Here is a 13,603-nt window from a genome sequence, read left to right as displayed (position 1 = left end):
CTTACGAAAATGCGGAAGTGGTCGGTCGTCGCGCCCGGGACCGGGGGATCAGTCGTGCGAGTGGAGGGGCTTGCCGGCCAGCGCCAGGTGAGCCTCGCCCATCGCCTCGTTCTGCGTCGGGTGGGCGTGGATGAGCTGGGCGACCTCGGACGGCAGCGCCTCCCAGTTGTAGATCAGCTGGGCTTCGCCGACCTGCTCGCCCATGCGGTCGCCCACCATGTGGACGCCGACCACGGCACCGTCCTTGACCTGGACGAGCTTGATCTCGCCCGCGGTCTTCAGGATCTTGCTCTTGCCGTTGCCCGCGAGGTTGTACTTGAGGGCGACGACCTTGTCCGCGCCGTAGATCTCCTTGGCCTTGGCCTCGGTGATACCCACGGAGGCGACCTCGGGGTGGCAGTACGTCACCTTCGGCACGCCGTCGTAGTCGATCGGGACGGTCTTGAGACCGGCGAGACGCTCCGCCACCAGGATGCCCTCGGCGAAGCCGACGTGGGCGAGCTGGAGGGTCGGGACGAGGTCGCCCACGGCCGAGATCGTCGGCACGTTGGTCTGCATGTACTCGTCGACCAGGACATAGCCGCGGTCCATCGCGACCCCGGCCTCCTCGTAGCCCAGGCCCTGCGAGACCGGGCCGCGGCCGATCGCGACGAGCAGCAGCTCCGCCTCGAAGGTCTTGCCGTCGGCGAGGGTGACGCGGACGCCGTCCTGCGTGTACTCGGCCTTCTCGAAGAACGTACCGAGGTTGAACTTGATGCCGCGCTTGCGGAACGCGCGCTCAAGAAGCTTCGAGCTGTTCTCGTCCTCGACCGGGACGAGGTGCTTCAGGCCCTCGACGATGGTGATCTCGGTGCCGAAGGACTTCCACGCCGAGGCGAACTCGACGCCGATGACGCCGCCGCCCAGCACGATCGCCGACTTCGGGACGCGGTCCATCTTCAGCGCGTGGTCCGAGGAGATGATCCGGTTGCCGTCGATCTCCAGGCCCGGCAGCGACTTCGGCACGGAGCCGGTCGCCAGCAGCACGTGGCGGCCCTGGATGCGCTGGCCGTTCACGTCGACGGAGGTGGGGGAGGAGAGCTTGCCCTCACCCTCGATGTAGTGGACCTTGCGCGAGGCGATGAGACCCTGGAGACCCTTGTACAGGCCCGAGATCACCTCGTCCTTGAACTTGTTGACGGCCTCCATGTCGATGCCCTCGAAGGTCGCCTTCACGCCGAACTGGGCCGACTCACGGGCCTGGTCCGCGATCTCGCCCGCGTGCAGCAGCGCCTTCGTGGGGATGCAGCCGTTGTGCAGGCAGGTGCCGCCGACCTTGCCCTTCTCGATCAGGGCGACGTCCAGGCCCAGCTGCGCTCCGCGCAGGGCCGCGGCGTACCCGCCACTGCCACCGCCGAGGATCACTAGGTCGAAAACGGTGCTGGCGTCGTTCGCCACGTCACGTCCTCCATGCATGTGCGCCGTACGCCGGGCCCCGTCGCTGGGGTGTGACCGGCCGGTCGGCTGGTGTTCGGCCGCTTTGTCTTCGGCCCTGTGGTGGGGGCCCTGTCCTGCCGAGAACCCATCTTCGCACTTGTCGACGGTGGGCGGGACGCGGGGCCCGGGTCCGGGACGGATGATCGTCCGTTCCGGAGGGTTACTGCTGCGTAGATACCTACGGATTCGGCCGGTGTTCGTCGAGAGCGAAACCCGGTCTCCTCCTTACCGGTTCCGCCCGGACAACACGTACGGCCCCGGACCTATGCCCGGGGCCGTACGGATCGGTCACTCAGCCCAGGTCGCCGTCGGCGGTGCGCTCGGCGAGGCGCACCAGGGTGCGGACGGCGGAGCCGGTGCCGCCCTTGGGCGTGTAGCCGTAGGGAGCGCCCTCGTGGAAGGCCGGGCCCGCGATGTCCAGGTGGGCCCAGGCGATGCCTTCGCCCACGAACTCCTTGAGGAAGAGGCCGGCCACCAGGCCGCCGCCCATGCGCTCGCCCATGTTGGCGATGTCGGCGGTGGGGGAGTCCATGCCCTTGCGCAGGTCGGCGGGGAGCGGCATCGGCCAGGAGGCCTCGCCGACCTCCTCGGCGATCTCGTGGATCGACGTACGGAAGGCGTCGTCGTTGGCCATGATCCCGAAGGTGCGGTTGCCCAGCGCCAGCACCATCGCGCCGGTCAGGGTCGCCACGTCGACGATCGCGTCGGGCTTCTCCTCCGAGGCGCGGGTGAGCGCGTCGCCCAGGACGAGCCGGCCCTCGGCGTCGGTGTTGAGGACCTCGACGGTCTTGCCGCTGTACATGCGCAGCACGTCACCGGGGCGGGTGGCGTTGCCGGAGGGCATGTTCTCGGCGAGCGCCAGCCAGCCGGTGACGTTGACCTTCAGGCCGAGGCGGGCGGCCGCGACGACGGCGGCGAACACGGCGGCGGCGCCGCTCATGTCGCACTTCATCGTCTCGTTGTGGCCGGCCGGCTTGAGCGAGATGCCGCCCGAGTCGTAGGTGATGCCCTTGCCGACGAGGGCCAGGGTCTTCTCCGCCTTCGGGTGGGTGTAGGCGAGCTTCACCAGGCGCGGGCCGTTGGCGGAGCCCTGGCCGACACCGAGGATGCCGCCGAAGCCGCCCTTGACGAGGGCCTTCTCGTCCAGGACCTGGACCTTGATGCCGTGCTCCTTGCCCGCGGCGGTGGCCACGGCGGCGAAGGACTCGGGGTAGAGGTCGTTGGGCGGGGTGTTGATCAGGTCGCGGGCGCGGTTGATCTCCTCGGCCAGCGCGAGGGCGCGCTCGACGGCCGCCTTGTACGCCTTGTCGCGCGGCTTGGCGCCGACCAGGGTGATCTCGGCGAGCGGGAGCTTGGGGCCGCTGTCCTTGGCCTTGGCGTCCTTGGGGGCGAGCTTGTTCTCGCCGCCCTGGTAGGCGGTGAAGGCGTAGGCGCCGAGCAGGGCGCCCTCGGCGACGGCCGCGGCGTCCTCGACGGAGCCGGCGGGCAGCGCGAAGCCGGCCTTCTTGAAGCCGGACAGCGCACGGGCGGCGGTACCGGCCGCGCGGCGCAGCGCCTCCGCGTCGTACGCGTCCTCCTTGTCCGGGACCGGACCGAGGCCGACCGCGATGACGACCGGGACCTTGAGGCCGGACGGCGCGGGCAGCTTGGTCAGTTCGCCCTCGGCACCCACGGCCCCCAGGGTCGCGAGAACGGTGGCGAGCTTTCCGTCGAACGCCTTGTCCACGGCCTCGGCGCCGGGCGCGAGGACCAGGTTCCCCGACTTGGACGCAGCGCCCTTCGCGACGCCGACGACGAGTGCGTCGGCGCGCAGCGTCGCGGCACCGGCAGTGCTGAGAGTGAGAGCAGTCACGGTGGTGAAATCTCGCTTCCGTTGAGTTCGAGTTCGGTCGAGGGGTGGGCCGACCGTGCCCGGCGCATCGTAGACGCCTCCGCAACGCACCGGGAACGAGCCTACGCGCGCGGTTCGCCGGGGGTTACGGCGGCGGGCCGTTCCGGACCGGTAAGGCGGTCGGTTCCGGCGGTACGAGGCAGGGTCCCGACCGGTCGTACGGAGGTCAGGGGCCGAGCGCCAGCACCACCAGGGCCGCCGTCGCCGCCGTCTCCGCCACCCCGCCGAACACGTCCCCGGTCACCCCGCCGAACCGCCGCACGCAGTGGCGCAGCAGCACCTCGGCGGCGGCCAGGGCGCCCAGCACGGCGAGCGCGTGGTGCACCGCCCCGTACCCGCCGAACACCGCACCCGCCGCCGCGCACACCGCCACCGCCACGCCCGCCACAAGCACCGCCCGCCCCACCGGGACCGTGGCCGCCACCACCGCGCCGAGCCCCTCCGGCCGGGCCGCCGGGACGCCCTGACGGGACGCCAGGGTGAGCGCGAGCCGGGCGGCGACCGCCGCGACGAGCGCCCCGAGCGCCCCGTGCGCCCACCCCTGCCCGTACAGCTCGAAGAGGACCGCGACCTGGGCCAGCAGTACCAGGAGCAGGGTGATGACACCGAACGGCCCAATGTCGGACTGCTTCATGATCCGCAGCGCGTCCTCGGCCGGCTTCCCGCTGCCCAGCCCGTCCGCCGTGTCGGCGAGGCCGTCCAGATGCAGCCCCCGGGTGAGGGCGGCGGGCACCGCGACCGAGGCGACCGCCGCGAGCAGCGGCCCCGATCCGGCCAGCAGCGACAGCGTGCCGAGCGCGGCGGCGAGCAGGCCGACGACGAACCCGGCGAGGGGGGCGCAGACCATGCCGGCCCTGGCGGTTTCGCGGTCCCAGCGGGTCACGCGGACGGGCAGCACGGTGAGGGTGCCGAAGGCGAAGCGCAGGCCGTGGCTGTTCAGGGAGGTCACCGCGGGCAGGTTAGCCGCTCCCGTGCGCGGATAGATTGGCGGAAACGTCGGAAAAGCCGCAGAACTGGGTGTATCGGGAGTGGGTGGCATGGGCAACTGGTGGCACACCAACATCGCCGAACCGGGCAAGCTCCCGCTGCTCCTCGCGCTGGCCGCCTTCGTCCTCACCTTCGCGATCACCCGCACGATCACGCGGATGATCCGCGCGGGGAAGGGCCCGTTCCGCAACATCACCCCGGGCGGCATCCACATCCACCACGTGGTGCCCGGGGTCGTGCTGACGGTGGTCGGCGGCTTCGGCGCGGTGGCCGCCGGGCGGCACGGCGTGGCCGCCGGGATCTGCGCGGTGATCTTCGGGGTCGGGGCCGGGCTGGTGCTGGACGAGTTCGCGCTGATCCTGCATCTGGACGATGTGTACTGGACCGAGGAGGGCCGCCAGAGCGTGGAGGTGGTCGTGCTGACGGCCTCGCTGGTGGCACTGGTCCTGGCGGGGTTCTCACCGCTCGGCGTGGATGACGTGAGCGACGAGGAGCAGCAGAGCAGGCTCGGCGTCATCACCTCGTACGCCATCAACTTCTGCTTCGTCCTGGTCGCGCTGTTCAAGGGCAAGACCCGGATGGCCGTGCTCGGCACCCTCGTCCCGTTCGTCGCGCTGATCGGCGCGCTCCGGCTGGCCCGCCCCACCTCGCCGTGGGCCAAGCGGTTCTACCGCGACCGCCATCGGGCCCGCTCCAAGGCGGTGCTGCGCGCCTACCACCACGATGTGCGGTGGGCGGGGCCCCGCCGGAAGTTTCAGGACCTCATCGGCGGCGCCCCCGACCGGGTCCCGCTGCCGCCCGCCCGCAAGCCCTGACCGCCGTCCGTCCGCCGCCGCCCGAGCCACTCCCGTACGGCACAGACCACCAGGACGGCGGCGATGGACGCCAGATGTTCCCGGCCCGCCAGGTTGTCCTTGACCAGGACCTCCACCATCATCGCGACCACCACCAGCACCCCGGTGAACCAGGCCCGGTAGGCGTGGCAGACGTACACCGCGAGCCCCACCACCGCCGCCGAGGGCCCGGTGTCCACCACCTGCGCGTCCGAGGCCGGCAGCCCCAGGAACGCGTCCGGGCCGAGGGCGATCCCGGCCCGGGCGTACAGGGTCCCCGCCAGCGTGGCCACGTACGCGATCGCGAGGGTGCGCCACCGCCCCAGGCACACCTCCGCGATGCCGAACACCAGCAGGATCTGCGCCAGCGCACCCCACACCGGCAGGTCGAGGGCGGGGACGAAGAGGGACAGCGGGGTACGCAGCAGAGCCAGCCACACCGGGTCCTCGGCCCGCACCGCCCCCAGGTTCTGCACCGGGCCGTAACCCCACGCCTGGTTCTGGACCAGCTGGACGGCCGCGGTCAGCGCCACCGCGGTGAGGGTCAGCGCGAGCGCCCGTACGCCGTGGTCGTGGAGCCTCGTCCGTACGGTGGTGGCGAGCGGGCCCCACTCCCGCCGCGCGGCCCGGCGCAGCGCCGGGAAGCGGCTCATCTAGGGGCGCCGAGACGCGCGCGGTGCAGCCACTTCGGCAGCCCCGGCGCTTCCAGGAACCCTTCGGCGCGGCCCGCCGCGATGGAGATGCGCGCCAGGTCGGCGCTCTTCTCGAACAACATGAAACGTGGCTCCCAGATCGGTCGGTACTTGGCGTTCGCCCGGTAGAGCGACTCGATCTGCCACCAGCGCGAGAAGAAGCTCAGCAGCGCACGCCACAGCCTCAGCACCGGTCCCGCGCCGAGCCGCGATCCCCTCTCGAAGACGGAGCGGAACATGGCGAAGTTGAGCGAGACCTGAGTGATCCCGATCTCGCCGGAGCGCTGGAGGAGCTGGATGACCATGAACTCCATCAGGCCGTTCTCCGCCTCGCGGTCACGGCGCATCAGGTCCAGGGAGAGGCCGTGGGGGCCCCAGGGGACGAAGCTGAGGACCGCGCGGAGTTCGCCGGGTTCGGCGGCGGTGTCCGTCTGCCCCTTGGCGTCCGGCTTCCCTCGGGGGTCCGCCTTCCCTTGGGCGTCAGCCTTCCCGGCCTCGCCCCCGTTCCGGCACTCCAGCATCACGCACTGTCCGTCCGCCGGGTCGCCGAGGCGGCCGAGCGCCATGGAGAAGCCGCGCTCGGTCTCCCCGTCGCGCCAGTCGTCCGCGCGCCGGACCAGCTCGGCCATCTCGCCCTCGGGGATGTCCGCGTGGCGCCGGATCGTCACCTCGTAACCGGCGCGCTTGACCCGGTTGTAGGCCTGGCGGACCCCGCGCATCGCCCGCCCGTCCAGGGTGAAGTCCGCCGTCTCCACGATCGCCTCGTCACCCAGCTCCAGCGCGTCCATCCCGTGCCGGGCGTAGACCGTGCCCGCCTCCTCGCTCGCGCCCATCACGGCGGGGATCCAGCCGTGCTCGCGGGCCTCGGCGAGCCACGGTTCGATCGCGCCCGGCCAGGCCTCCGGGTCGCCGATCGGGTCGCCGGAGGCCAGCGAGACCCCGCTGACCACGCGGTAGACCACGGCCGCCTTCCCGGTCGGGGACCACACGGCGCTCTTCTCGCGGCGCAGCGCGAAGTAGCCGAGCGAGTCCCGGTCGCCGTGCTTGTCCAGCAGGGCGCGCAGCTTCGCCTCGTCCTCGGGGGAGAGCGGGTCGACGGCCCGGCGGGAGCGGAACGCGGCGTACACGACGGCGATCAGCAGCAGCGTGGAGAGGATGTTGATGACGACGTTGACCCACCCCGGGGTGGTGATCCCGGGGAAGCGTGAGTCGTCGGCGGCCACCGAGATCAGCCGCAGGGCGCCGTAGCGCCAGCGGTCCAGGAAGGTGGAGCGGTACTCGTCGTGGGCGGTGTTGGCGACGGTGACCAGGGCCGTCGCGATGAGCGAGGTGACCAGCAGCCCCACCACGGCGACCAGGGCCGCCAGCTTGGGGTTGGAGCGGTCGCCCTTGGCGTAGAACTCCCGCCGCCCCAGCAGCAGGGCCACGACGAAGGCGGCCGTCAGCCCCAGCGAGACCCAGTTCTGGGCGTGCTGCCGGATCTCCGCGAAGAAGAACGCGAGGACCAGCGCGACCAGGACCAGTCCGCCCAGGACCATGTTCACGATCCACGCGGCCCGCTTGCGCCGCCGCATGGTGACCGCCAGGAACAGGGCGATCACCCCGGAGGAGAACCCGGCCGTGAGCAGGTACGGCGTGAAGTAGTTCTCGGTGTTGTGGCGGCGCAGGTCCTGGCCGAGGGTGACCCAGACGGCGCTCAGGAAATTGATGAACGAGACGATGCGCAGGTACCAGATGGCGAACGCCGCGCTGCGCCGGGACCGGGCGGTGCTGCGCCGGGCTGCCTCTTCGGCCGATCGAACCTCTCCCATGAGAGGTGATCATATGGCGCATTACGGACATAGGGGCGGTGGGGGCCGCCCGGGGGCGGGGGGTGCGGGCCGGCTCGTGCGCCCGCACCGCCCCCGGCCGCTCAGGTGGCGTCCAGTGCCTTCACGTCGTCCTCGGCGGGGGTCTCCTCGTCGTGGTCCTCGTCCTCCGCCACCGGCGTACGCTCCGGCAGCTCGGCGGCGAACGCGGCCGCCGCCTGCACCAGCGGCAGGGCCAGCAGCGCCCCCGTGCCCTCGCCCACCGTGACCCCGTGGTCCAGCAGCGGGGTCAGCGCCATCCGGTCCAGCGCCTTCGACTGCGCGGGCTCCCCGCTGACCTGCCCGGCCAGCCACCAGTCCGGCGCCCGGAACGCCGCCCGCTGCGCCACCAGCGCACAGGCCGCCGCGACGACCCCGTCCAGGATCACCGGCATCCGGCGCACCGCCGACTGGAGCAGGAACCCGGTCATCGCCGCCAGATCCGCCCCGCCCACCGTGGCCAGCAGCTCCAGCTGGTCGCCGAGCACCGGCCGGGCCCGGCGCAGCGCGTCCCGGATCGCGGCGCACTTGCGCATCCAGGCCAGGTCGTCGATGCCGGCACCGCCGCGCCCGGTCACCACGGAGGCGTCCGTACCGCAGAGGGCGGCGATGAGGGTGGCGGCGGCCGTGGTCCCGCCGACGCTCAGGTCGCCCAGCACCACCAGATCGGTGCCGGAGTCGGCCTCCTCGTCGGCGATGGCCATGCCCAGGCGGACGGCCTGCTCGGCCTCCTCGGCGGTCAGGGCGTCCTCGATGTCGATGCGCCCCGATCCCCGCCGCACCCGGTGGCGTACGACGGACTCGGGCAGCAGCTCCGGGTCGCAGTCGACCCCGGCGTCCACGATCCGCAGCGGCACCGAGAAGCGCCGGGCCAGCACCGCCACCGGGCTCGCCCCGTCGAGGGCGGCCCGCACCAGCTCATGGGTGGTGCCCGCCGCGCGCCCCGAAACGCCCAGCTCCGCAACCCCGTGGTCACCGGCGAAGAGCACCACGCGCGGCTGCGCGACGGCCCTGACCGGTACGGACTGCTGCGCGGAGCTGAGCCACTCGCCCAGCTCGTCCAGCCGGCCCAGGGCCCCCGGCGGGACGATCAGCCGCTCCCGCCGTTCCTCGGCGTCGCGCCGTACACCCCCGTCGGGGCGTTCGATCAGGTCGGAGAAGTCGTCCAGGTTCACGGAGGTCTGCCTCGCGGGTCGTCACGTCGGTTTCCGGTCCGGGCACCCGGCGGCGGGCCCCTGCCGGGAACAGTACCGGTCGGCCCGCAGGAGCCGGGGCCCCGCGTACGGACGCCTCCTCACCCCGCGACGCCCGGCCCCGGCTCACCTCCTCACCCCGCGGCACCCCGCCCCGGCCGACCTCCTCACCCGGCAACGCCCCGCCTGATCTCCTCACCCGGCGGCACCCCGTCCCGGCCGACCTCCTCAGCCCACGACACCCCACCCGGCCGACCTCATCACCCCGGCGAGACCCCGCCCCGGCCGGCCTCCTCACCCCCGCAACACCACCCCCTGCCCCGCCACCACCAGCAGCACCTCCTCGCACTCGGCCGCCACCGCCGCGTTCAGCCGCCCCAGCTCGTCCCGGAACCGCCGTCCCGCCGGGGTCGCCGGGACCACCCCCGCACCCACCTCGTTGGTCACCAGCACCACCTGGCGCCGGGTCGCGCGGACCGCCGCCACCAGCTCCGCGACCCGCGCCCGCAACGCCTCCTGGCCGCCGTGCCGCCACCGCACGTCCTCCCAGGCCTCCACCCGGTCCATCGCGTCGGTCAGCCACAGCGACAGGCAGTCCACCAGCAGCGGCGGCCCGTCCGCGCCCAGCAGCTCCGCCACCTCGCAGGTCTCCTCGGTCCGCCACGCGCCCGGCCTGCGCTCCCGGTGCAGCCCCACCCGCGCCGCCCACTCCGGGTCCCCCTCGCGCCGCCCGCCGGTCGCCACGTACACCACCTCGGGGAACGTCTCAAGACGCCGCTCAGCCTCCAGCGACTTCCCCGAGCGGGCGCCCCCCGTCACCAGCACCCGGCGCGGCACGTCCGGCACCACCGGGTACTCGCCCACCACCAGCGTCGTCCCGTCCGGCACCGCCCGCGCCCCGGCCGCCGCGAGGCGCCGGTCCAGCGCCGCACCCGGCGGGGCGTCGTGGTCCAGATGGACCGCGATCACCTCGGTGGCCGGGCCGACCGCGCCGACCGCCCGCAGCCGCGCCACCGCGTCGGGGCGCCCGACCACATCGCAGACGACCAGGTCGTACGGCTTCTCCGGCCGCCCGTCGAGACCGGCGGGCGCGGCCCCCGGCGGCAGGTAGAGCAGCCGCTCGCCCTCCGGGGAGCCCACCTCGTAACCGGTCCCCGGCGCGTCCATCGGCACCGCCCGCACCCGGTGCCCGCTGATCAGCGTCAGCACCTGGCCGTCCGGCACCCGTCCGGCCGGCGGCAGGGTGGGCGGCAGCTCCACGGCGGGCCCGTCGTGCGGATGGGTCAGCAGCACCTGGCGCACCGCGCCCAGCGAACGGCCCGCGCGGGCCGCGGCGAACACCGCTCCCGGGGTCAGGTCGAGGAGCAGCGCGTCGTCGACCAGCAGGGCGGTCGCGGCGCGCGCCCACGGGCCGCGGGCCGTCGCGCAGGCGGCGCAGGGGCAGGAGGGGCGCGGCAGCCCGTCGGGGGCTCCGGTGCCGAGCAGAGTCAGTTCCACACCTTGATCCTCCCGTGTCCCCCCGCGAGGTGCGCGCCCGGCTAGGCTTCGGGCAGCAACGCGACCCAGGAGGCGGACATGGCGTGGACGTGGCGGTTCGAGAAGTCCGACGGTACGGAGACGGAGCCGGCGTTGCAGCCGGAGGAGTTCACCACCCAGGGCGACGCGGAGTCCTGGATCGGTGAGTTCTGGAAGGAGCTCCTGGAGGGCGGTGCCGCCCAGGTGACGCTCTTCGAGGACTCGACCAAGATCTACGGCCCGATGAGCCTTCAGGCCGACGGCGCCTGAGGACTGTGCGGAGGGGCGGTACGGGGGCTCCCGTACCGCCCCTCCCGTATGCGGGTCTCAGATCTCCCCGAGCGTGACCTCGGCCGTCCGGCTGTCGCCGTCCCGCGTGTACGTCACGGTCGCCTCGTCGCCCGGCTTGCCGCCCGCCAGCGCCTCGGAGAGCGAGGTGATGGTGGTGACGGCGGTGTCGCCGATCTTCGTGATGATGTCCCCGGGCCGCAGCCCCGCCTCGTCCGCCGCCCCGCCCCGCTCCACGCTCACCAGCGCCACCCCGGCCGGCCGGTAGGAGTCGTCGACGACCGTACGGCCGGTGATGTTCAGCGCGGCCCGGCCCGAGTCGGTGACCCGGCCGTCCTTGATGATCTGGTCGGCGACCGTCCGCACCATCGAGACGGGGATCGCGAAGCCGATGCCCGGCGCCGCGCTGTCGCCCATCTGCGGGTCGGTCGCCGCGAGGGTCGGGATGCCGATCACCTCGCTGTTCAGGTTGACCAGCGCCCCGCCGCTGTTGCCCGGGTTGATCGCCGCCGAGGTCTGCACCATGTTGGCGATCGTCGCGCCCGTGCCACCGCCCGCCCGGCTCTCGCTGACGGTCCGGCCGAGCGCCGAGACGATGCCCTGGGTGACGCTGCTGGAGAGGCCGAGCGGCGAGCCCATCGCCATCACGATCTGCCCCACCTCGACCTTCTCCGCGTCGCCGAACTTCGCGGCCCTCAGCCCGTCGGGCACATCGTCCAGCTTGATGACCGCCAGGTCCTGCTCCGGGTAGGAGGAGACCAGCGAGGCGTTCAGCACCGCCTCCCCGGTGGCGACGGTGACCTTGAACTTCTTCTCGTCGCCGATCACATGGGCATTGGTGACGATATGGCCCTTGTCGTCGTAGACGATCCCGGAACCGAGGCTGTTCGACGCGTCGATCTGCACCACCGAGGGCAGCACATCGTTGATGACCGCCTGGTAGGCGCTTTGCAGATCGTCGGTGTCACGGGTCGCGGAGCCCTGGGCCGTGGCGGAGGGGCTGGCCTCCGGCGCGGGGGCCGCCGCCGGGTTCGTGCCGGAGCAGCCGGCCGCCAGGGCGAGCGCGCAGACACCCGCGGACAGGGGGAGCAGCAGGCGCCGCACGGAGCGGTGGGAGGGGGATGCGTCCATATCCGGAGTCTGGTGGACCCGCCCTTTCGGGTGCCTGTGCTGATGGGCCGAACGAGGGACCGCCCCCGCCCGCCTGCTAGCCGCGCACTCCGCACAGGTGGAGCAGCGCCGCGACACCCCGGTACGGGTCGGTCCGCCCGGCCCGGTCCTCCAGGGCCAGCACCCGCTCCAGCTCGTCGGCGGGCAGCTCGGTGCCGTCGGCCGTGTTGTCGGTGAAGACCCGCACGCCGTACCAGGCGTGCAGCGGGGCGGCGATCCCCGCCAGGGTGGCCCGCAGCGCTTCGAGGCGGTCGGCCCGCACGGTGAGGCCGAGGTCGTTCGTGTACGTCGCGGAGTCGAAGGCCTCCAGAGCCGCGCCGAAGTCGCCGCCGAGCCCGGGGCGCATCGCCAGGGCGTCCGCGTTCCGTACGAGCAGCGAGAGCAGTCCGCCCGGCGCCAGCATCCGGGCCAGCCCGGCGAGCATCGGGTCGGGCTCCTCGACGTACATCAGGACCCCGTGGCAGAGCACCACGTCGAAGCTGCCCGGCAGGAAGTGCACACCGGTCTCCCGGCCGTCCCCCTCGATCAGCTTCATCCGCTCCCGGATGCCCTCGGGCTCGGTCGCCAGGGCCTCGCGGGCCGCGCGCAGCAGCTCGGCGTCCGACTCCAGACCGGTCACCGAGTGACCGGCCCGCGCCAGACGCAGCGCCTGCACCCCCCGGCCCATGCCGACGTCCAGGATGCGCAGCCGCTGGCCGACCGGGAACCGCCCGGCTATCTGCTCGTCCAGCTGCCGGGCGACCAGCTCCTGGCGGACGGTCTCGCGTACGCCGCCGGGGGCGCGCACTGCGTCCGGGCCCGCCGGAGAGACGCCGGTGGAGCCGGAGGTCTCCGTGCTCAGGGCCGCTCTCCGCGCTTGACCTGCGGCTTCGGGAGCCGCAGACGACGCATCTGGAGCGTGCGCATCAGACCGTAGGCGACGGCTCCGCGCTTGGGGGTGTCCGGGAAACGCTCCCGCAGCTGCTTCTTCAGGCGGATCGACAGACTGATCGAGTCCAGCACGATCAGGATGATCACACCCATCCAGAGCATCAGCGAGATGGTCTGGATGTTCTGCACCTGGATCACGCTGAGGATCAGGATGACCACGGCGAGCGGCAGGAACCACTCGGCGACGCAGAAGCGCGAGTCCACGAAGTCACGGACGAAGCGCCGCACCGGGCCCTTGTCGCGGACCGGGAGGTAGCGCTCGTCGCCCGACGCGAGCGCCTCACGCTGGCGGGCCAGGTCGGCGCGGCGCGCTTCGCGCTGGCGCTTCACGGCCGCCTTGCGGTCGGTCGGCGCGCTGGACGCGGCGCGTCGGCGCTGCGTCTGGGCCTCGCTGCGCTTGGGGGTGGGGCGACCCTTGGGAGCCTGCGGGTCGCGGGGCTGCTTGGAGAGGTCCGCCGTCACCTTGTCGGTGGGGGCCTTCTCTGTCTTGGCACGGCTACGGAACACAAAACCCAAGGGTACGGGGTCGGGATACGGGCTCGTGGACCCGGGCGGGAACGATCCGGCAACGGACGGCGTCCCTGTAAGCACCCCGACAGGGGCAGAAGGGGCGTTTACCACGGGTTTCCCTGACCGTCGTCTACACCCTGGGCGGGAGCGGCGGCAGGGGGCAGTCGTCCTTGGGGAGGAGCACATCGGGACTCGAACAGTGCGGTAATAGAGGCAGGACCCGTACTGTGGGTTCTATCGGGAGTGCTGGAGCTCAGTCCGTCAGAAGGGG

The 13,603-nt window shown here is 72.8% G+C and carries 12 protein-coding genes; 2 read left to right on the top strand and 10 right to left on the bottom strand.

Features of this window, described 5'->3' with window-relative positions:
• Positions 1–48: 48 nt before the first annotated feature.
• The 3 genes from lpdA to GTY67_RS07460 all read right to left on the bottom strand — a co-directional run bounded on the left by lpdA (position 49) and on the right by GTY67_RS07460 (position 4,316).
• Positions 49–1,437, bottom strand: coding sequence for a dihydrolipoyl dehydrogenase (lpdA, locus tag GTY67_RS07470; protein ID WP_161278156.1), 1,389 nt, complete (start codon positions 1,435–1,437; stop codon positions 49–51).
• Positions 1,438–1,768: 331 nt separating this feature from the next.
• Positions 1,769–3,328 carry a leucyl aminopeptidase gene (locus GTY67_RS07465; protein WP_161278155.1) on the bottom strand — a complete coding sequence of 520 codons (1,560 nt, stop codon included), beginning with the start codon at positions 3,326–3,328 and terminating at the stop codon, positions 1,769–1,771.
• A gap of 205 nt (positions 3,329–3,533) precedes the next feature.
• Positions 3,534–4,316, bottom strand: coding sequence for an adenosylcobinamide-GDP ribazoletransferase (locus GTY67_RS07460; protein ID WP_161278154.1), 783 nt, complete (start codon positions 4,314–4,316; stop codon positions 3,534–3,536).
• 88 nt (positions 4,317–4,404) lie between these two features.
• On the opposite strand from GTY67_RS07460, the gene GTY67_RS07455 reads away from it, so the two are divergent.
• Positions 4,405–5,169: a hypothetical protein gene (locus GTY67_RS07455; RefSeq protein WP_093693015.1), complete on the top strand. Its 765-nt coding sequence runs from the start codon at positions 4,405–4,407 to the stop codon at positions 5,167–5,169.
• Here the strand turns inward: GTY67_RS07455 and GTY67_RS07450 are convergent.
• From GTY67_RS07450 to GTY67_RS07435, 4 genes are all read right to left on the bottom strand, one after another.
• Entirely contained in the window at positions 5,109–5,840 is a 732-nt protein-coding gene (locus GTY67_RS07450) for a hypothetical protein (protein WP_161278153.1), read from the bottom strand. The two genes, GTY67_RS07455 and GTY67_RS07450, sit on opposite strands and share 61 nt — an antisense overlap.
• The gene (locus tag GTY67_RS07445) at positions 5,837–7,690 is read right to left on the bottom strand and encodes a phosphatidylglycerol lysyltransferase domain-containing protein (protein ID WP_161278152.1); all 1,854 of its coding nucleotides are present in this window, start codon (positions 7,688–7,690) and stop codon (positions 5,837–5,839) included. The genes GTY67_RS07450 and GTY67_RS07445 overlap by 4 nt, the downstream gene beginning before the upstream one ends.
• Positions 7,691–7,791: 101 nt before the next feature.
• Positions 7,792–8,901 carry a nicotinate-nucleotide--dimethylbenzimidazole phosphoribosyltransferase gene (gene cobT, locus GTY67_RS07440; protein ID WP_161278151.1) on the bottom strand — a complete coding sequence of 370 codons (1,110 nt, stop codon included), beginning with the start codon at positions 8,899–8,901 and terminating at the stop codon, positions 7,792–7,794.
• A 312-nt stretch (positions 8,902–9,213) separates the two neighbouring features.
• Positions 9,214–10,416: a bifunctional adenosylcobinamide kinase/adenosylcobinamide-phosphate guanylyltransferase gene (locus GTY67_RS07435; protein WP_093693012.1), complete on the bottom strand. Its 1,203-nt coding sequence runs from the start codon at positions 10,414–10,416 to the stop codon at positions 9,214–9,216.
• A gap of 78 nt (positions 10,417–10,494) precedes the next feature.
• On the opposite strand from GTY67_RS07435, the gene GTY67_RS07430 reads away from it, so the two are divergent.
• Positions 10,495–10,704 (top strand): hypothetical protein, encoded by a 210-nt coding sequence (locus tag GTY67_RS07430; protein WP_003969611.1) that lies wholly within the window; start codon positions 10,495–10,497, stop codon positions 10,702–10,704.
• A gap of 57 nt (positions 10,705–10,761) precedes the next feature.
• On the opposite strand, the gene GTY67_RS07425 is transcribed toward GTY67_RS07430, so the two are convergent.
• From GTY67_RS07425 to GTY67_RS07415, 3 genes are all read right to left on the bottom strand, one after another.
• Positions 10,762–11,853 (bottom strand): trypsin-like peptidase domain-containing protein, encoded by a 1,092-nt coding sequence (locus GTY67_RS07425; RefSeq protein WP_161278150.1) that lies wholly within the window; start codon positions 11,851–11,853, stop codon positions 10,762–10,764.
• 76 nt (positions 11,854–11,929) lie between these two features.
• Entirely contained in the window at positions 11,930–12,637 is a 708-nt protein-coding gene (locus GTY67_RS07420; protein WP_161279978.1) for a methyltransferase domain-containing protein, read from the bottom strand.
• Between the two features lie 92 nt (positions 12,638–12,729).
• Positions 12,730–13,329, bottom strand: a complete 600-nt coding sequence (locus GTY67_RS07415; protein WP_093693010.1) for a DUF3043 domain-containing protein — start codon at positions 13,327–13,329, stop codon at positions 12,730–12,732.
• Positions 13,330–13,603 lie beyond the last annotated feature (274 nt).

Origin of the sequence: Streptomyces sp. SID8374 (assembly GCF_009865135.1) — a bacterium.
Taxonomy (GTDB): domain Bacteria; phylum Actinomycetota; class Actinomycetes; order Streptomycetales; family Streptomycetaceae; genus Streptomyces.
The sequence above is the reverse complement of the archived record's forward strand: the minus strand, read 5'-3'. Positions and strand labels throughout refer to the sequence as shown.

What these genes read in the sequence shown, in the direction of transcription:
- GTY67_RS07430 (WP_003969611.1), top strand. Translation starts at nt 10,495, where the DNA reads ATGGCGTGGACGTGGCGGTTCGAGAAGTCCGACGGTACGGAGACGGAG.
- GTY67_RS07455 (WP_093693015.1), top strand. Translation starts at nt 4,405, where the DNA reads ATGGGCAACTGGTGGCACACCAACATCGCCGAACCGGGCAAGCTCCCG.
- GTY67_RS07425 (WP_161278150.1), bottom strand. Translation starts at nt 11,853, where the DNA reads ATGGACGCATCCCCCTCCCACCGCTCCGTGCGGCGCCTGCTGCTCCCC.
- GTY67_RS07445 (WP_161278152.1), bottom strand. Translation starts at nt 7,690, where the DNA reads ATGGGAGAGGTTCGATCGGCCGAAGAGGCAGCCCGGCGCAGCACCGCC.
- GTY67_RS07450 (WP_161278153.1), bottom strand. Translation starts at nt 5,840, where the DNA reads ATGAGCCGCTTCCCGGCGCTGCGCCGGGCCGCGCGGCGGGAGTGGGGC.